Source organism: Microvenator marinus (assembly GCF_007993755.1).
GTDB classification, from domain to species: domain Bacteria; phylum Myxococcota_A; class Bradymonadia; order Bradymonadales; family Bradymonadaceae; genus Allomicrovenator; species Allomicrovenator marinus.
The window spans coordinates 2161724-2179203 of the sequence record NZ_CP042467.1 but is presented as its reverse complement, the minus strand read 5'-3'; the positions used below and the strand labels follow the sequence as shown (position 1 = coordinate 2179203).

Annotated in this window: 17 protein-coding genes; 8 read left to right on the top strand and 9 right to left on the bottom strand. The window is 55.4% G+C overall.

Annotation, left to right across the window (positions count from 1 at the left end):
- Positions 1-5: 5 nt before the first annotated feature.
- The 5 genes from FRD01_RS09115 to FRD01_RS09100 all read right to left on the bottom strand — a co-directional run bounded on the left by FRD01_RS09115 (position 6) and on the right by FRD01_RS09100 (position 5245).
- Positions 6-1298 (bottom strand): porin, encoded by a 1293-nt coding sequence (locus tag FRD01_RS09115; RefSeq protein ID WP_146959080.1) that lies wholly within the window; start codon positions 1296-1298, stop codon positions 6-8.
- A 125-nt stretch (positions 1299-1423) separates the two neighbouring features.
- A complete protein-coding gene (locus tag FRD01_RS09110; RefSeq protein WP_146959079.1) occupies positions 1424-1909 on the bottom strand; it encodes a nucleotidyltransferase family protein in 486 nt (161 codons plus the stop codon).
- Positions 1896-2066, bottom strand: a complete 171-nt coding sequence (locus tag FRD01_RS24270) for a hypothetical protein (protein ID WP_249756133.1) — start codon at positions 2064-2066, stop codon at positions 1896-1898. The genes FRD01_RS09110 and FRD01_RS24270 overlap by 14 nt, the downstream gene beginning before the upstream one ends.
- Before the next feature lie 69 nt (positions 2067-2135).
- Positions 2136-3575 carry a DUF1552 domain-containing protein gene (locus FRD01_RS09105; RefSeq protein WP_146963903.1) on the bottom strand — a complete coding sequence of 480 codons (1440 nt, stop codon included), beginning with the start codon at positions 3573-3575 and terminating at the stop codon, positions 2136-2138.
- Complete coding sequence (locus tag FRD01_RS09100) at positions 3572-5245, bottom strand: DUF1588 domain-containing protein (RefSeq protein ID WP_249756132.1); 1674 nt, start codon at positions 5243-5245, stop codon at positions 3572-3574. Before FRD01_RS09100 ends, FRD01_RS09105 begins: the two co-directional genes overlap by 4 nt.
- A gap of 114 nt (positions 5246-5359) precedes the next feature.
- Between FRD01_RS09100 and FRD01_RS09095 the strand changes: the two genes are divergently transcribed.
- From FRD01_RS09095 to FRD01_RS09075, 5 genes are read left to right on the top strand one after another with little or no spacing between them, the layout of a single operon-like run.
- Positions 5360-6037, top strand: coding sequence for a hypothetical protein (locus FRD01_RS09095; protein ID WP_146959077.1), 678 nt, complete (start codon positions 5360-5362; stop codon positions 6035-6037).
- Between the two features lie 31 nt (positions 6038-6068).
- Positions 6069-6599 (top strand): SRPBCC family protein, encoded by a 531-nt coding sequence (locus FRD01_RS09090; RefSeq protein ID WP_146959076.1) that lies wholly within the window; start codon positions 6069-6071, stop codon positions 6597-6599.
- Complete coding sequence (locus FRD01_RS09085) at positions 6596-7486, top strand: ABC transporter substrate-binding protein (RefSeq protein WP_146959075.1); 891 nt, start codon at positions 6596-6598, stop codon at positions 7484-7486. Before FRD01_RS09090 ends, FRD01_RS09085 begins: the two co-directional genes overlap by 4 nt.
- A gap of 15 nt (positions 7487-7501) precedes the next feature.
- On the top strand, positions 7502-8605 hold the full coding sequence (locus FRD01_RS09080; protein WP_146959074.1) for a hypothetical protein: 1104 nt from the start codon (positions 7502-7504) through the stop codon (positions 8603-8605).
- Positions 8602-10257, top strand: coding sequence for a tetratricopeptide repeat protein (locus FRD01_RS09075; protein ID WP_146959073.1), 1656 nt, complete (start codon positions 8602-8604; stop codon positions 10255-10257). The genes FRD01_RS09080 and FRD01_RS09075 overlap by 4 nt, the downstream gene beginning before the upstream one ends.
- On the opposite strand, the gene FRD01_RS09070 is transcribed toward FRD01_RS09075, so the two are convergent.
- The 3 genes from FRD01_RS09070 to FRD01_RS09060 form a co-directional block, all read right to left on the bottom strand.
- Positions 10254-10997, bottom strand: a complete 744-nt coding sequence (locus FRD01_RS09070) for a hypothetical protein (RefSeq protein ID WP_146959072.1) — start codon at positions 10995-10997, stop codon at positions 10254-10256. The genes FRD01_RS09075 and FRD01_RS09070 overlap by 4 nt on opposite strands.
- Before the next feature lie 161 nt (positions 10998-11158).
- Positions 11159-12343 carry an OmpP1/FadL family transporter gene (locus FRD01_RS09065; RefSeq protein ID WP_249756131.1) on the bottom strand — a complete coding sequence of 395 codons (1185 nt, stop codon included), beginning with the start codon at positions 12341-12343 and terminating at the stop codon, positions 11159-11161.
- 94 nt (positions 12344-12437) lie between these two features.
- Complete coding sequence (locus tag FRD01_RS09060; RefSeq protein ID WP_146959070.1) at positions 12438-13817, bottom strand: NAD-dependent epimerase/dehydratase family protein; 1380 nt, start codon at positions 13815-13817, stop codon at positions 12438-12440.
- 63 nt (positions 13818-13880) lie between these two features.
- On the opposite strand from FRD01_RS09060, the gene FRD01_RS09055 reads away from it, so the two are divergent.
- Genes FRD01_RS09055 through FRD01_RS09045 form a run of 3 tightly spaced genes read left to right on the top strand, consistent with a single transcriptional unit; the run spans position 13881 to position 16891 of the window.
- The gene (locus tag FRD01_RS09055; RefSeq protein ID WP_146959069.1) at positions 13881-14672 is read left to right on the top strand and encodes a phosphorylase family protein; all 792 of its coding nucleotides are present in this window, start codon (positions 13881-13883) and stop codon (positions 14670-14672) included.
- Between the two features lie 6 nt (positions 14673-14678).
- A complete protein-coding gene (locus FRD01_RS09050) occupies positions 14679-15659 on the top strand; it encodes a phosphotransferase family protein (RefSeq protein ID WP_146959068.1) in 981 nt (326 codons plus the stop codon).
- Positions 15641-16891 (top strand): NupC/NupG family nucleoside CNT transporter, encoded by a 1251-nt coding sequence (locus tag FRD01_RS09045; protein WP_146959067.1) that lies wholly within the window; start codon positions 15641-15643, stop codon positions 16889-16891. The genes FRD01_RS09050 and FRD01_RS09045 overlap by 19 nt, the downstream gene beginning before the upstream one ends.
- 13 nt (positions 16892-16904) lie before the next feature.
- Here FRD01_RS09045 and FRD01_RS09040 read toward each other — a convergent pair whose 3' ends face one another.
- Complete coding sequence (locus FRD01_RS09040; protein ID WP_146959066.1) at positions 16905-17465, bottom strand: hypothetical protein; 561 nt, start codon at positions 17463-17465, stop codon at positions 16905-16907.
- Positions 17466-17480: the final 15 nt, after the last annotated feature.

The window sequence follows — 17480 nt, the reverse complement described above, 5'->3', positions numbered from 1 at the left end:
CAAAATTAGTAGTGAAAGCCTGTTGTAAGAAATACCTCGGTCTGGTCCCTTAAGCTTGAGTCGCCAAACCAGCGATATCGTGTGGTCAGGCGAGCCATGACCGAGTTGTCGTAGTCTGCTCCGACACCAGCACTGGCGACGTAGCGCTCGAACCTAGGTGGGTCAAACACCCCTTCGGCCACCCGAAACATGGTGTCGTAATATTCGAATCTGAGATGCGGCTCTAATCGCCACTTGGTGTCGAACCCATGCAAGAGGTCAACCCCTAGCTCGCCCCACGCAAGGATCGCCTGTTCCGCGACTTCGGAGCGAAGTACGTTAAGGAAGTTGCTTAGATTTCGATTACGGGCCGAGATTACATCCGCATTTTCAAGATTTCCCCAGAGTAGGAGCCCCTTTGCGCGGGCGGGGCCGAGCTCAAGACTGAAGTGCGCGTCAAGGATCAAGAGGCCAGCCGACACGTAGCCACATGGGGCGACTCGAGCTTCCTCTGGGTCGTTGCAATCTTTGGCAAGGTCAGGTTTAGGGCGGTTCTTGGCCGTGTCTCCGTAGTAGGCGGATACGCCCGCCTTGAGACCATCAATTGGCACGAAGTCGAGGCGTAGCACACCGGCAAGGCCGCGAGCGCGGATGAACTCAAACCTAGTCTGGTGGCCGGTACTGACCCAACCCTGCGAACTAAAACCCGTGGAGTCAAGTCCGTTGATGACTTGAGCGGTGGCTTCCAGCCAGTTCCACTTGAGCCGAACATCGGCACCCATCTCATCCCAAACCGCAGGTAGAATGGTGGTTTCGGACTCGGGTCGCCCCGATGCTATGAGGTCACCCGGCCGATAGTGGTAGGATAGTAGACCGACGGCGGTATAGAACCTACCAACGCGGACACGGACCAAATCTGAGAAAGTCCGGCTCAGATAGAATTCTTCCAGGATAACTTCGCCACCTTTTTCGATCTCTTGCTCGTACTCGCCAAACTCTTCGTACTCCAATTCAAGTGCCGATCCGGTGCCGCCATGCTCAAACTCGATCTCCGCTTCAAACTCGAAATCTGCGGGCAACTCCATCTCGGCTTTGAGAACGAAGCGAGTGGAATCAAAAACGAGTCGAGAATCCCTCCAAGCACCGCCCTCCCGAGTTTGGTCTTCGCCGTAGTTTAACCATCCAAAACTAAGTTCTCCATAGCCTGAGAATTCTAGTTCGGGGTCCTCAACTACTTGCGCTTTTTCTTTTTCCTGTGCTTGGGCTGATGGCGCCAGCACCGTCAAGATGAAAAATACTAGGATTGGAGCTCGTTTCATGAGCACTCCTGCTCTCAAGACAGGCTCTCTCTAACTCCCTTCTCTCGGATTGTAAATGAAAATGATAATGATTTTCATTTTCGATTGCGGCTAACACACTCCATTCACTGCTTTCGTCGAAATTGTTATTCCTCGGGATTCTGAGCGACGCAGGCTCTGAGGATGGGTAGCCGTGCTCGATCCTTTTCCAGTTGAGAGTCTTCTTTGAAGGCTAAGTACTTGGAGATTTTGAGGACTGTGAATGTCCTCCCGTCGAGATTGAGATTCTTGCTAAACGGCAGAAGGTCTTGATAGTCAAGGCCACCTTCAATGGTTCCAAGGACATCCAGCGGGCCCAAGTCGGTACTCAGCAGTTGGTGTCCTTCTGAGGCGAGGTGGCTGATACTGGGCACCTGTCGTCGTTCACCATGTCCACGGTAGTAGGCGTTCAACGACTCCAGTGCGCCGAGCAAACGGTCAAGATTATCAGGAGTGCGAGAGTGTACGATATCTAAGTCAAACGTGGTCACAGGTGCACCCTGAATCACGGCTGATAACGCCCCCACAACGATGAAGTCGACATCTCGATCCGCCAATACTTCGAGTATGCCTAAAAAGTCAGCGGTTCTCATTGGCACGTCGAAGCTTTTCTATTGACTCAAGGTAGTTTTGGAGAGTCTTGAGGCGCTCGGTTGGAGTCAGAGTTTGGAACCAAGCGATTAACGTCAGGTCAACACCTGCGGCGTCTACGGCGGAAGGATTATCGGTTGGTGGTGGTTCTTCTGTCATGAATTCAAACCTGGCGACATCACTCAACTACTCTAGCCGGAAGTGAAGTTCATAACCAGTTCGTTAGAGTCATGTTCGCAAGGTGAGCGGCATCGGTGCCCGATTGTTGGCCGGGAGCCCAAACCCGTCGTCCAGAGGAACGCCGGCGAGTCTGCCGACCTCGGCGAGCACGTCGGCGGTGTGCCAGATGCTCAGGTGGCGGCCGTAGTTTAGGCCCGATTCCACGTCGTTGCCGGTCCGCGTTTGGCCACCGATGAAGACGCCACTGCGGTTTCTCGGGTCCACCAGCGGCGCGTTAACCCATCGGCCACGGGCGAGGCGGTCTCCACCTCCGATGAGCACGTGGATCTTGTTGCGCGTGTCGTGCTGCCCCGTACCTACCTCACCGGTAAGGACGATGATCGTGTTGTCTAGAAGTGTTCCGCCATCCACATCTGGCGTGAGATCGAGCATCTGCGCAAAGCCGACGATCTTCTCGACGTACCACTCGACCCAGCCTTCGTAGGCGAGTCGCGCGCGTTCCTGATCTTCGTGGCCTGTGCCGTGATGCGCCACGTTATGATGGAAATCAGTGCTCCATGGGTTGCCGCTTTGGATATTTCCGTTCGCGTCTCGCCACTGCCATCCGTCCACGCCTTCGCCCAGGCCGAGCACCGCAACTCTGTGGGTATCGGCTTGGAATACGAGGCGAATCATATCCAGATAGTGGTCAACCATCATGCTGAAGGCCGGGCTCTGCTCTGGACGCTCGGGAATCTGGTCTTCGGTGAGTTCGACCGTCGTGCGCTGCATAAGTCGTTGGCCAAGGTCCGTGAATGCCTGGCGGTACGACTCAATTTTTGCGCGCTCGGTGCCTGAGACCTGAGCCATCATGCGATCTGTGTCGCGTTGCATGTGTTCAAAGAGCTTTTCACGAAGTGCGGCTCGCCCGGGTTGTGGCGGTGCCGCGGCTTCGCGAATAGGTCCAATGATGGCGTCATACGCGTCTTGAGGTCTGAAAAACTGGTCCAGAACCCGCGCGTTATCGTCGAAGCAAAGAGGATGCGTTTGGCGGCCCCAAGAGCGATAGTTTGCGCTTACGCGCAGCACCTGGGCTGAGTGGTGTTGAGCGATGACGTGGTCGAGTGACGGTCCCATGGGCTCAGGGAAATGCGCACCAAGTTGGTCAGAGCCGTGCTCGTCCCAACACACCGAGGCCGTGAACATGTCGGAATACGAGACATCGTGGGCATTACCCCAGAGTGTTCCGCGAGCTCCATCGATGAAAACACATTGGTCTTTGATGGCCTCTAGGCCTTGAAGGGGCTGCGGGATCGTGAAGTCGAACTCAGAGCCTGTGAATTCTCGCCCGAAGTCGAAGTCGCGCCCCCAACCGTGCTGAAGGCCAACAAGGAGCACTCGTAGTGGTGCTTCGGCCGTTTGTCCCATGGCTACTTTTGACCCGAAAAGACTTGCTGCAAGGCCGCTCGCGCCCACACCTTTGAGGAATGTTCGTCTTGAAATACTCATTGTGCTTCCTCCAGTTTGCGCGCGCTAAAGCTAGGGCTAAGGACAAGTGCTTCGAGCACCGCATGGATATCTCCGTCAGCTTCTGCAAAGGCTTGGTAGAGCGCTTCTCGCTCGGAGAGTTTTGGTGCGTCACCCAGTGCGTAGGTGAAGAAGTTGTCAGCGATACAGGACCGGAGCGCCTCGGAGCCCGTCAAGCTCTCAAGGAATGTGACGCTATTGGTATACGTGAGGACCTCTTGGCCCATGGCGAGCTCTCCGCTTGCGTCGATGACGACGTTGCCCTTCTCGACTTCGCGGTAGCGACCGACACCGTCCCAGTTTTCATAGCCGAAGCCGGCTGGGTCGATGATTCGGTGACATGAGACGCACTCGGGTTGAGAGCTGTGCCTGACCGTCAGCACCTCGCGTGATGTGGCGGTCGCGTCGTCGAAGTCTTCGGGTACGTCTTCGGACTCTGAGATGTCTGCGGGCGGCGCTCCGAGGTGAATGCAGAGCAGTTGCTCAAGCGTGAACACACCACGTTTGACAATGCCCGTATCCCCTTCGCCTGAGTGAACGCTCAGGAATGCGGGGTGTGAGAGAATTCCTCGTCTTTCGGAGGGATCCATGGCCACGACTTCGTATTCTCCGCCCTGCGTTACAGGTACTCCAAAGAAGGTAGCGCCGTACTCGTTGACGTGGAAATTGTTGACCGAGAAGGGGTCGAGCAGCGTCGCGTTTGGCTGAGAGAAAATTTGTCTAAGGTCGCGTCTTACGCCTTCAACCAGCGCTTCTCTGGCTTCGGGGGTTAGGCCGAGCGAGGCCTCTTTAGTCTTGGTGAAAATCGCTTCGAGCTTGAGATAGTCCACGAAGAACTCAGCGAGCGCGTCTGCGACCCTTGGGTCCTCGAGCATGCGAGTCGTTTGAGCGCGTAAAATCTCGGAATCACCGAGTTGGTTGTTGGCCGCAAGTTCCCAAAGTTCCTGGTCGGGCGGGGCGTTCCACAACGTGTAAGAGAGCGCGCTCGCGAGCTCGAATTGCGTCAGCACTCGCGCCTCTCCATCCACCTCACCTAGCTCTGTGCGAAAGAGGGTATTTGGTGAGGCGAGTAGCGCGTGAATGAGGAACTCAGCTTGTTCGGCTCGGCTAGCCACATTTGCCAGCTCCGCCCGCGTATTCAAGAGGTCGTCGCGTTCTTCGGATTGAAGCGGCCGGCGCCATAGCTTGGGGCCGATTTCGTCTACGACCTCGGCAAAACAGGTATCATTCGAAGCTTCCACACATTCGCTGACCACCGGCGTGCCTTGAACGGCAGCCTGGGCCAGGCGTTGCATCGAGGCATAAAGACTGTCGATATTGACGGTGTTGATGCGCAAGATAGACGGATTATTGTTGAGTCCGATCGTCGGAATATCGTCTCCAAAGCTAGGAAGATCTTCGGCTTCAAAGACATCACCAAGCGCGTGTCGGACCGTGTTTTCGAACTGGACGGGGGTCAGTCGTCGCAGGTGTGATTCCGTGAGTTCGCTCCCCAGATTTGGGTTGTTGGACCCGGGCGTGTTGTTGTTCTGACCCGGGTTTTGGGTCCCTGGGGGAGTTATACTTGGTCCATCTGCATTGATCGCGAGTTCACCGTCACAGCCAGTGAACGCCGCAAAGAGCAGGGCAACAAAGATTCGGCCTTTTGTCACGGTCCTCTCCGAAAGCATTGATTTATCGAGCTAAATGGGAGTATAGCGCCAGATGTTTGACGAGTCACGCACTATTAGGGCGAGTGACCAAGAAACCCAATATCACGGACCAAAATGCGCCTTCATAAAGTCAGTACATTCGCACTACTCCTCGTTGCCGGGGCGATTGCTTCTTCGTGCGGTAGCGACGAAAAAAAGTCGTCTACGCCCTACGTTGAGCCCGAAGGTGATCTGGGAACACCCGATACGGGAACCGGTCTGAATAACATCGCCCCCCTTTTGGAATGCGGCCAAGCAGTGTGCGAGCTGAGCTGCGAGGTATTGGCTGACCCCAATTTCTGTTGGCAGCGTGCCGTGCGCGAGGTCTACGCGTGTATGGAAGGCGTCACCAAAGGCACTATGGCCCAGACAGATCTTTGCGTGGTGGGCAGCGTGGAAATAGCGTTCAGCCAGAGTCTAGTCGCCGATACGATCATCGACAAAGAAGACTGGGATTTTGAGATCATCACGGGGGATGTATGTGCCCGCGTTCAAGACACCGAAAACGCGTTTCAACTCGATACGCGCTTTGGAACCGTTCGCGCGGAGTTTACCGATTCTGACTACACGGTGACCTGCGAAAACGGCGAAGTTTGGCGCTATGAGGGCGAAGTCACAGACTTGTTGCAATGCCGAGATGAGAGTGATTCGCTACCTCTGCCGGGCGTAATCACATTTACGAGTGGGCCCGAGTTTGGGTTTGGCCTTTCCCCTGCAGACGGCAATCTATTTCAGTGTACGTTTGAAGAATGACGGTGAAAGCCAAAAAAAGGGAGATGGATCAATGGTTAAGAAAATTCTAGGTGCGATTGTTGCGGTTGTGATTCTGGTTGCGGCTTTAGCCTATACGCAACCACGTGAAGTTGAAGTCACACGAGAGATTCAGATCACCGCGCCACCCGAAGCGGTGTATCCGCATGTGGCGCAATTCGAACTCTCGCAAAAGTGGTCGCCCTGGGCCGATCGTGACCCGGCTGCAAAATATGTCTTTGAGGGTGCGCCCGGCCAGCCTGGCGCATCGATGACCTGGAAAAGTGATAAGCCCGATGTGGGCAACGGAAAACAGACAATCACCGAGGTTCGTCCCCCCGAATTTGTGGAGACCAATCTTCAGTTTGAGGGGCAATCGGATGCGGTCGCTTGGTTCGAAATCACTCATGTAGAGGGTGGGTCGAAGGTGCTCTGGGGATTAAAAGTGGATATGGGCAATTCACCGATTGGCCGATGGATGGGGCTCATGATGGACGGATGGATTGGAAAGGATTATGAGCAGGGACTGTCGAAGTTGAAGTCCCTTGTTGAGGAGAAGGCATGAAACCGTTTCGACTTGCTCTTGAATGGTTCCTAAATCCAGACCACGTCCCATTTTTGGTGGGTCAAGAACTCGGTTGGTTCAAAGAGGTTGGACTCGACCTTGAACTGATCGAGCCACACGAACACTTGGATGCCGCAGAGATGATGGCTCGAGGTGAGATCGAGGCTGCGATTACCGAGCCTCTGCATCTGGTTCACGATGTGGCCGAAGGCCAAGACCAAGTTGGGTTTGCGCGCTTCCTTCATACCAACGGGGGCGTGATGTACTTCAAGGGTAAGGGAATTGAACGGCCGAGGGATTTGCTCGGCAAGAGACTTCAATACCCAGGAGCGCCGGGCCCCGGTGGTAGGGCAATAGCTCAGACCATGATCGAGGCCGACGGCGGTAGCGTGTCTGGCGAGGTCATCGTTCCGGTGAACAACAGCTTTTATCACACCAATGCGTTGGCCGAAGACAAGGCTGACGCTGCCACGCTGGTATTCTACAACTTTGAAGTGATCGAGGCGCGTCATCGCGGATTTGCGGCTGACTTCTTCGCGCTCAAAGATTGGGGCGTGCCAGACTTCTGCCAACTGATCCTCATCACGTCGAGCCAACTTTTGGAGTCCGACGAAGAGTCGTACAGGTCGCTCGTTAAAGTGTTGAGACGTGCGGTAGATTTGGTCAAACAAGAGCCTCGAAAAGCTCAAGAGATCTACAACGCACGCGCCGGTGTAGACGCCTCCGATGAACTTGGACGCGCCATTTACGATGCGACGACGGCGTGTTTCACGCATGATTTCTCCATGAGTGACGACTACTACAAAGAGCTCGAAGCCTGGATGGTTCGCACCGCGCAAGCACCCACGGCTGGGCACACCTACTGGACCAATCGACTCGCCTTTTAGGGCATTGGGGGCCGCATGGGACACTGGCTGGGCGAAACAGCCGTCAACCAGGTGTACGAGCTGACGCAAGACAACACCTGGTTTAAGTGGATGAGCGAGGAAGATAGCCAACATGAGCGCGGCGAGGCACTCCATGCGTTGGGCTCTCCCTATCAGTTCATCCCGCTCTACGACGACCATCTTTCGATGTGCAAAGAACGGGTCTCACGGTCTACTCCACTGGCGTTCACCGGGGAAGTCGCAGTCTTTGATTCGACTCATGATCGGTTGGGCTCGTGGTGGTTTGATCCCGTGTTTCCAGGCGTGATCTGGTTTGCGCCGATCCTAGAGATACCGGCCATCTTGTGGATTCCGGTGGAGCCCACCCAAGCCGGCATCGACAAGGCCATTCAGGCCTGGGTACCCACCAAACCGTACATCAACGAACTCCCAAACAAGGCTCGATTTTATATAGGTCGTACCGACCGAATGAACATGACCGTCGACCAAATCGTCGATGATCTGGCGGCGAATCCGGCGCTGAGCACCCACCGTTGGGGCTCGGAGTTTGATTGGGACCCATGGCCAGAAAATACGCGCGAATGGACTGAGCTTGAGCGGAGCTCGGCCATGCGAGAGTACTGGGCCATGCGGCCGGGGCGCATAGAGAAATGCTCGTTTCGAAGCGCGATTTCTGGAAGCGTGATTTCGGTAGAGCTGCATGCGCCCGATGTTGTGTTTGAAGTGAACTACGCGCCCGTCAATTCCACGCACATCGACGCCTTGAATCGAGCGACGAAGACCCAGCTCCCGCTCGATCTTCCCGTGGATATTTTGGCGGTGCTCATCGGCTTTAGATCCATGAATCTGGGAGCTATCCAAGAGTGGATGGAGCTCGACCCCGTCTTGCATCTGAACGAAGGCATCATGATTCTGCGTACGCTCTACGACGACCGAGCGGATTTCGAGAGGTATCTCACCGGCGTAGTGAGCTCAGCTTCTCAAGAGGCGCGTCAGATGATCTACGAGGTGGCGTTTGAGTCCATGCTCGACGTTTTTCTCTACGAGGCCTGGGAGCGAGAGCCTAGTCCGGAGCTGCGGGCAAGACTTTCCGAGCGATTCCTGGCGGGGAATATATGAAGTATCTATTGCCCCAATCGAAGACCCAACACGACGTAGAAAGCGCCTGTTTCACCGTGGGTTTCATGCGCGGATACACCTATCCGGTGAGTAACCACGAAGACTTCGAACGTGTCTGGTACAAAGGTGATATTTCGGTGATTTACCGGTCTGTTCCAACCTTTGGCGGGGCGATTATCACGTTCACGGAAGAGGACGAGGACACCGAGGCGCTCAAGGTCCTGCTTGGCGTCTACTCATTCGAGGAGGTGGTCAAACAGATGGATTTTGTGGAGGACCGCGAACTTCCCAGAGAGCTTTCGCGTTTCAGCCTCTTGGGCTGGTCTTTGCGTACTCAAGACATCTACACAGGCCCGCTCTACGCGCATTGGTCAAGGGCGCTCAACTCCGAAGAAACACAAATCAAGGTGGCCGCGCTCAAAGCCGCATCACTGCTCTACTTCGTGCCTGGAGTTGAGGAAGACGTTGAAACGCTTCAAGAGGACCCTGTGTTCGGAAATTTGGCCACTCAGGTCTTCCGCCAAATTCAGGACAGAAAGCAGCCATTCTACCACCCGACACGGAACATCGATGTCCTCCTCGGGCGCGCTCACGACGGCATGGCGCGTGGCGACTGGGCCTTCGCGCTCGAGAGTGCGCAGGCCGCGCTCTTGGAAAACGAATATCTTCTGGAGGCACGAAAGATTCAGGCCGAGGCCTTTGGGCAACTCGAAGACCATTGGGCAGCTTGGTTTGCCATGGAGTACACGCTCGCCAATACCTACGAGGACGCTTTCGTTGAGGAAAAACCCGAGATGATTGCCTTCCTAGAGAAGGAGCGTGCGCTCGCGCTGGAAGGCCAAGACGTGACTCAGGCTGCCCGAAATGTTGCACTCTCCTTGCTTCGCACCGGGCTCTACGAGGCTCAGTCCTTGGAGTCGCTCTTTGAACACGATCCCGATTGGCGTGCGCGCTGGCTCTTCGTCTTCAAGCTCTACGGGTTGAGGGACTCCTTTGAGCCCGTTATTGAGCTCGAGCCGGACTCGGTGGTTTTGTTGCCGTTTAAGGGCGAGTTGCTTTGGAGAGCCGGGGACGAGGAGGCGGCATTTGAGACGTGGAATCAGTGGCTCGATGCTGTAGAGGACTGGGTTTTACAGCCGGGCTCTTTCGATGAGTTTGCCTACGAATGGTACGATTACGCGATGTTTGGCCCGCCGACTCTGGGTAGAGTTTTCTCGGCTCTAGCCCATGAGCTAAGTGGTGATTGGCCGAGGTTGGAGAGACTCGTAGAGCTTTGGTTCAAGGACGAGCCTGACTTCTACTTGCCTCATTTGCACCTAGGCCTCTGTCATACGTTTCAGGACCGGCCAGACGAGGCCATCGAGTCCTACACCCGTGCAATCGATCTCTACCATTCGGCTGGCATGGAGTCTTTTGGTGACTCCCCGATTTCTACAGCCTACTTCAATCGTGCGTGCGAACTTGGAAAAAAGGGGCTTTTGGAAAGCACTGTGTTCGCAGACCTGGAGGAGGCCGTGGCCCTTTCACGGAGATACGCGCAGATGGCCGTCGAGGACGATTATATGAAGCCTGTGATGGACGACCCACGCTTTGAACGGGCCATTCGACTGGGGCTAGCGAGGGCGGCTGAGCACGACCAAATCCTCCACTAGGCTTGCTTAAAGAATCGAATCAGGTCGCGCACGTTTCCTACAAATTCCGTGTCTTCATGCAGTCGTTTGTAAGCCTTCTCAGACTCTCTTTTTGAGGCGATCACGGCGTTGTCGAGCTCGGAGAGTTGGGTTTCGATTCGGTCCAAACGGTTGTCTAAATCATTGATCCAGGACGTGGGGTCGAGGCGATTGAGGGGTTCGACCGTGGCCTCTATCACCAAGAGGTCTTCCTTGAGCGTTTGAACGTCGTCGCGCGGAAAGCGTGCGTCGTGTCGCATATCACTGAGTGTGTCGGCGATATGAGCATAGAGGCGGGCGAGTGGTTGAACGAATGTGAGCAGAATGGCGGCAACACTTGCGAACCAGCCTAGCGGTGTGAATCCAAAATACGCCAGAGCCGCAAATCCCACCGCGCTAAAGAGGTGTAGCCCGATGGCAATCGAGCGGGCCTTGGATGATATTTTTTGCGCTGCAACATAGTCAGATTTCTTGGGCTCGAGCCCGCGTTCGGTCGAGAGTTTGTGGTTTCGCAATACATCTTCGGCGCTGAAGTGAATTCGCCAGGGGATGGTGGTCACCCCAAGTAGCCACCAAAAGCCCGCCACACCAAAGAGCCAATCCATCCATTCGCCCGTGGGGATTTGAAGCCATTTCAGAATTCCAAAGACGGCCAAGATGAAGGTTGTGAAAAGACTTGCGCTGAGCAAGGTCGAGGCAGAAGGGAAAGGTGATCGTCGCATATTGACTCCGTTCAAACGATTGGAACGTTGTCATTTCAAGGAGCGTGCCGCGCCCTAATCACCCTAAATGCTTTGCAATTCCTCTATCGCGACTCGCTGAACTGGAGTGAGTAGGCTCAAAACGAACACTGAATGTGCACAAAACGTCTAGTAGGTTGATCCTAGAGCTCGTACGACACGCCCACGGCTACAAAAGGTATCGAGCCTCTAATCTTGCCTGGAATGGCGTTCGGATTGGTCGGTTCTCGCTCGAGCAAGAGGGTGGCACCAAAAGCGATATCCGTTGAGACTCCCGAACCAAATTTCCAGCCAGCTCCCAAGGTCCCGGAGACGCGATCGGCGTCCGGCAGAGTAGGGCTCAGGGTCGCCGCAGGCGCAGGAGATGGGTCCCACGCAAAGCCAGCACGAGTGCTGAGACGTTCTTCGAGAAGCCGCAAATGATAGCCGCCACGGAAGGACCAGGTATCCTGCCACAGCCTTGGCTCCAACACGTCGGGAGTATCCGGATTCTCAAAGTTGATTCCAAAAGTCTCAAATGAAGACCATCCGAATCTCTCAACATCCAGCATGAACTCGTGGTTTTGATGCCGCCACGACACACCAATCGCAAGGCGAGAAGGAAGGCCGAGCATGGTGGACACATTTTGGTCTTGAGCGCGCCCTGAGAGCTCGGGCGGAACGTCTCGGAAATCAGCCGAGCCTTCAAAATTTAGGTCCTTGGGGCTTCGATAATGAGCCCCGAGCGTCACCCCTTTCCATGTCACCGCGCCATTCGCCTGCCACGCCACACCGCTCGCCTCCCCAGCCAGCTCCACCTCGCCCTCATTTTCCACGGCATCGATTTTCCGAGTCAGTCCGACCGTACTTGCCAAAAGACGTGGCCCGCCTCCGAGGCTGAGTTCCACGTCTGCGACGCGGGTCTGGACAACCGGATTGAGGTTGAGCTCCCAAACCCGAAGTTGAATGGAGGTGATTTCAAAACGCCCAGGCCACGTGTTGGGCCAAGTCACGCCGGAACCAAAGGGCACACCCGCATAGATGCTCATACCCGCCCGAAACGCCTCGAAATCATGGATATAGCTAAGCTTAAGGGTCGGTGGGGTACCCGGAGGTGACTCGGTTTTGGTAAGAGCCTCTCCGTCGTGTTCTAAAGATGAAAATAGGAAACTTGCGCCTAGCTGGGCTCGAAAACCAGGACTTAACGCGAGCAGAGCAGGATTGAAGTAGGCGAGATCCGGGGAGTCCTTGGACGCGGTATGCGCGCTCGCGTTGCCGGATGCAGCGGCACCCTGTTCGGCCAAAGCAAAGCCCGCCGCTTTGGCTTGGCCAGCGAGCAAGATCGTCATCAAAGGCGCAAACTTGAGCATTTGGGAATTTGTGCAAATCAAAGGTGTTTCCGGATTAGATGCACCCCAACCTTAATGATTTTGAGCCGTTGGTCTACGTTGATTCCGAAAGATGTTCAGAGAATCCATGCATCACAAAGAGATGGGCGAGCGCCTGAGAATATCGGTAGATGTACCACGGGAGCTTCGGGCGGAAGTCGTGGATTGCGGCAAGAGTAGCCCGCCCACCCAAGACTTCTCGGAACTCGAGGCGCCCCTTGGGGTTCGGATGAGCAAGCAGACCTCCTCGAATCCAAAACACCTGACGGTCTTCGGCGCTGATCTCGGCGAGCTCGAGTTCGAGGAGTGGCCGTGTGATGCCTTTGACGTAGAAGCAGGTCATTCGGTCCTGAACCTTGACCCGCATTAAGGGAGCCAGAAAGTCCGGGAGCCAGCGGGCGTATTCTTCGGCCACCCACGTTGCGTGCTTGCCTTGAGGCAAAGGGAGCCTCTGCGCCGAGCGAACCGTACTCTCCTCGGCATTTCGCGAGCCTTTCTTGTCAAACGCGACTGGGTTCTTGGACTTCTGGAACTCGAACTCCACGGCCTCGCGCATGCTGATTTCAAACGGGGTAGGTTCGAGGCCAGCCATCTCCAATAAGCGGCTATCTTCCGCGACCATGCTGTGTTGAAGGCTTTCGATGAGTGGTGCCACGAGCTCCAACGGGGCTTCGGTGAACGTAGAAACCCAGCCGGATGAAATTCGCGGGGAGTCAAAGGGCACATCCATCATCAGGCGTTTGACCCCCATGATTCGCGCTGTTTCAGCCATCATGCCTTTGTAGGTCATGAGCTCCCTTCCACCGATGTCAAAGACCTGGTTCTTGGTTTGTTCGGGGTTTTCGAGGCAGAACTTCAAGAGATGAACCACGTCTTGGAGCGCGATCGGCTGCGTGTTCATCCGCGTCCATGCTGGACAAAGCATGACCGGGAGCTTTTTGACCAGTCGCACCACGATGGCCGTTGACGAGCCGTTGGGACCCACAATCAAGCCGGCACGCAGCGATGTGACTGGAGTTCCATAAGCGGCGAGCGCAATCTCGACCTCGTGGCGGCTCTCTAGATGCCGCGAAACGCCAGTTCCTTTGGGTAAGATACCGCCCAAATACACAATGTGTTGAACCCCATTTGCGAGCGCACCACGTGCGAAATTGTCGGCGCAGATAAGGTCCATGTCCTCAAAGTCACCTTGTGTAAGGCGCGCGCTCGGCAACATGGAGTGGACTAGATAGACCGCGATATCTGCCCCTTTGAGCGCCTCTTGAGTCTGTGCTCTCGAGAATAGGTCGCAGGCGCGCCATTCCACGCCACCGTCTGATTCCTGGCTTCGCCTTGAGAGGCCGATGATCTCGAAGGAGTCGGCCAGTGCTGCAATCAAGGCTTGCCCGATAAATCCGCGACCCCCAGCGATGACGACTTTCTTTTTGGAATTCATAGTGATGCTAATACGCACCCAGCCCCGCTTTTACAAGTGAACGAGTTGGGGTAGTTCATAGAGATGCAAGACGTACAAAAAAGTGTCGGAGTCATTCTTGGGAGCGCGTTTTACGAAGGGCTTGAGGGAGAGCTCATTCCGATCAACGTGCAGACGTCGTTCGGCAATGTGCTCCTTTTCCAACGAGAGAGGGTCTCAGGGCCACCTGCTTACGTTTTGTTTCGTCACGGGGTGCCACACAGCACTTTGCCTCATCAAATCAACTACAGGGCGAATGCGGCGGCTCTGGCGCAGCTTGGCGTGGGCGCCTTGCTTGTGACGAGCTCCGTTGGGGTCTTGGATTCCAAGATTCCGATCAACACGCCGCTCGTCATTGATGACCTCTTGATGCCCGAAAATCGCCTTCCGGACGGGAGTGCGTGCACGATGTTTGTAGAACCAGGTCAAGGCGGTCATCTAGTGCTCGAGGAAGGTATCGTCTCTCACGAACTCAGCGGTTTTTGCGCCTCACTCATCAATGAGAAGACCGGACACGAGGCGCATCGTGTGGTGTTTGGATACGTAGGTGGACCCAGGACCAAGACGCCCGCGGAAAACCGAATGTGGGCGCTTTGGGGGGCACAAGTGAACTCCATGTCGGTAGGGCCGGAGCTTGTACTCGCGAACGAACTCCAGATTCCATGCGCCGGACTGGTCGTGGGTCATAAATACTCTCATCCCGATATCCCAAACCCTGATTCCGAAGGGGTCGAGGCATCGTTGGTCGCGGCACGTCAGGTCTTTAAGGACATCGTGTTCGAGTTCATGGACAACGCGTATCCGGTTCAGTACAAGAACTCCATCTACACGTTCTGAGTGTTCATGAGTTTTGACCCTGAACAATGGCTTCGAGACCACTTGGGTGGTCCCGTTGACCGAATCGACCCTCTCTCTGGGGGACTCGTAAATCAGGTCTTCAAGGTGGTGTGTCCGGACCGGGTGCTGGTTTTGAAACATGCCGCCCCACATCTTGCGACCAACCCGGAGATTGATCTCCCAATTTCGCGCATGGACGTTGAAGTGGAGGCCTTGAAGATATTGGGGGAATTGGAATTGCCCAACGGTGTGCATTGGCCAGAAGTCCTAGTCCATGACCGCCCTCAGAGCACCTTCCTCATGAGTTTTGTACAAGGCCGTGGCCTTGCCGAAATTCTCGCGGACGAAGATTATGTGAGCCGATTGAAGGGTCATGGGCGAACTCTCGGCGGTTGGCTCGGCACGCTGCATGCCAGGTCGTCGGTCTCGGAGCGCCGAGAAGAATTTGCGGGGCGCATTGACAACACTGCTATCCAAAAGGTGCGCTCGGAGGTTCAGTATCGAGGACTGGCTGCCATGCTGGACGATCCTCGGTTTGATGAGCCCGCGGAGTGGGTAGCGTCGCGGTTTTCGGGGTGTGCAGGCGAGTGCATGATTTTGGGCGATCTTTGGCCCGCGTCACTGCTTCTGAACGGTGATTCGTGGGGAGTCATTGACCTTGAGTTTGCTCACTGGGGCTTTCCAGAACAGGACCTTGCTCATCTCTTGGCGCACCTTCGGATGTGGGCTCTTTGCTCCGAGAATTCGGCCCCCGTCGAGGAGTTTGCAGCTGAACTCACTGATGCCTACTTCGAAGTCTTTAGCTGGCAGGCCGAGAACTTCAAGGCCGCCAATATACATTTTGGGTTTGAGATTTTGGCTCGCGCTATCGGACCTTTTCGAAGTGGATATCTTTTTGAAAATGCGTCATTAGCGGATATCAAAACCGCAAAGGCGATGGCAGAAAGAGCCATTGTCGAGGGCATCGGATGTTTCAAAGTCTCCTAGGTATTCTCGTGTTCCCAGTCTTGGCTTGGGTCTTGGGCTCGCGCTCGAAGCAGGTCTCTTGGCGCCTGGCCCTGGGCGCACTCGGCCTTCAGATTGGGCTCGCCATCCTCTTCGTGTTCACTCCAGGGCTCAGGGACCTCTTGGCTGCGTTGAACTCGGTAGTTCTTACGCTCGACCAGTCCACCACAAAGGCTGCAGGCTTCATGTTCGGCTACCTCGCTGGCGCGGCGCTTCCGTTCGAGGAAATAAGCCCGGGAGGCTCGTTTATCGTGGCATTTCGGGTCTTGCCGCTCATCATGGTCGTGAGTGCGATTTCGGCGGTTCTCTTTCATTGGGGAGTCTTGCAACGGGTCGTGGCGGGCTTTGCGTGGCTGCTCAAACGCGTGATGGGTATCAGTGGCCCACTTGGTTTTTCCGCGTCTTCCACGCTCTTTCTTGGAATCATCGAGGCACCACTTATTGTGAAGCCCTACCTTCAAAAAATGAGATCGTCGGAACTCTTGGCCCTGATGACTTGCGCGATGGCAACGGTGGCTGGGACAGTGATGGTGCTTTATGCCTCCGTGCTCGAGCCCGTGTTGCCGAACGCAATGGGCCATATCCTTGTGGCTTCCGCAGTGAGTATTCCCGCAGCATTGCTCATGGCACACCTCCATTTGCCCGGCGAAATTGGTGCGGAGTCCGAAGAAAAAATGGAGATCAAGGTTGAGTCTCAGAGCACCATGGACGCACTCATGCGTGGAACGCGCGAAGGGCTCGAAATGTGCCTCCAGATCGCGGCGACAATCATCGTGCTTTTCGCCTTGGTTCATTTCTTCAACGCAGGTCTGGGACTACTTCCGGGGGAGTTGACGCTCGAGAGAATGGTGGCCTGGGTGTTTGCGCCAATCGTGTGGTTGATGGGCATTCCGGCCAAGGAAGTCATGGTCGCGGCTGAGCTCATGGGGACCAAGACCGTACTCAATGAGTTCGTGGCGTATCTGAACTTCGCATCAACTTCGGGCGCCGGGCTGAGTGAGACGAGCCGCGTCATCATGGTCTACGCGATGTGCGGTTTTGCTAACCTCGGAAGTCTGGGCATCTTGGTGGGTGGGTTGGACGCCATTATCCCAGAGAGGCGTAAGGAAGTCGCCGCCCTCAGCTTCAGAGCCATCCTCACCGGCACGCTCGCCACGTGTTCGACGGGCGCCCTCATAGGCGTGCTGGCTCACGCCGGACTCGTGAGCCTCTGAGCCCAAGACGAACTTATCGTTCGTAGACGCCGAAGGCAGTTGTGATGTTCAACGTGGTATCGAACTTGGCGGATGAGGTCTGTTCGGTGTTGCCCCGCACTCCCACCCGAAAATTTCCGGAGTTGAGCAGGTCTTGTACTTCCTGGCGGTTCACATTTTCGTCCAAGGTCATCGTAATTGGCCCAACGTTGGTCGCGGAGCTGGCGGTCGCAATCGTGTAGCCCGAAACCGAATCATCGGCCGCGAAGAACACCTCAAACTCCTGAGGCCATAGGTCTGCGAAGGTCGCTACATCATCTTTCGTTTCGCTGATCTCAATACTGACTTCTTCCACTCGAATCTCTCGTGGCGAGTCACCAAATGTGCGGTCCACTTCGTTCAGGAACGCCCCGTATGGATTAGAAGACTCGGTTGAGATATTCTTGCGGTCTTCGAGTCGCTCAGAAACCACATCACCTTCTTTGAGGTTTAGTTTTACGGATACTTGGCCAGACGTGAAAAGGGCTTCATCATCGCCGCAGCTGGTTGAAAAAAGGGCTAGGCTTGAGAGAACCAGCAAGGTCAACAATTTCATACAGGACTCCTAATT

Coding starts and splice junctions, on each gene's coding strand:
- FRD01_RS09115 (WP_146959080.1), bottom strand. CDS start 1,298: ATGAAACGAGCTCCAATCCTAGTATTTTTCATCTTGACGGTGCTGGCG.
- FRD01_RS09110 (WP_146959079.1), bottom strand. CDS start 1,909: ATGAGAACCGCTGACTTTTTAGGCATACTCGAAGTATTGGCGGATCGA.
- FRD01_RS24270 (WP_249756133.1), bottom strand. CDS start 2,066: ATGACAGAAGAACCACCACCAACCGATAATCCTTCCGCCGTAGACGCC.
- FRD01_RS09105 (WP_146963903.1), bottom strand. CDS start 3,575: ATGAGTATTTCAAGACGAACATTCCTCAAAGGTGTGGGCGCGAGCGGC.
- FRD01_RS09095 (WP_146959077.1), top strand. CDS start 5,360: ATGCGCCTTCATAAAGTCAGTACATTCGCACTACTCCTCGTTGCCGGG.
- FRD01_RS09090 (WP_146959076.1), top strand. CDS start 6,069: ATGGTTAAGAAAATTCTAGGTGCGATTGTTGCGGTTGTGATTCTGGTT.
- FRD01_RS09085 (WP_146959075.1), top strand. CDS start 6,596: ATGAAACCGTTTCGACTTGCTCTTGAATGGTTCCTAAATCCAGACCAC.
- FRD01_RS09080 (WP_146959074.1), top strand. CDS start 7,502: ATGGGACACTGGCTGGGCGAAACAGCCGTCAACCAGGTGTACGAGCTG.
- FRD01_RS09075 (WP_146959073.1), top strand. CDS start 8,602: ATGAAGTATCTATTGCCCCAATCGAAGACCCAACACGACGTAGAAAGC.
- FRD01_RS09070 (WP_146959072.1), bottom strand. CDS start 10,997: ATGCGACGATCACCTTTCCCTTCTGCCTCGACCTTGCTCAGCGCAAGT.
- FRD01_RS09065 (WP_249756131.1), bottom strand. CDS start 12,343: ATGACGATCTTGCTCGCTGGCCAAGCCAAAGCGGCGGGCTTTGCTTTG.
- FRD01_RS09060 (WP_146959070.1), bottom strand. CDS start 13,817: ATGAATTCCAAAAAGAAAGTCGTCATCGCTGGGGGTCGCGGATTTATC.
- FRD01_RS09055 (WP_146959069.1), top strand. CDS start 13,881: ATGCAAGACGTACAAAAAAGTGTCGGAGTCATTCTTGGGAGCGCGTTT.
- FRD01_RS09050 (WP_146959068.1), top strand. CDS start 14,679: ATGAGTTTTGACCCTGAACAATGGCTTCGAGACCACTTGGGTGGTCCC.
- FRD01_RS09045 (WP_146959067.1), top strand. CDS start 15,641: ATGTTTCAAAGTCTCCTAGGTATTCTCGTGTTCCCAGTCTTGGCTTGG.
- FRD01_RS09040 (WP_146959066.1), bottom strand. CDS start 17,465: ATGAAATTGTTGACCTTGCTGGTTCTCTCAAGCCTAGCCCTTTTTTCA.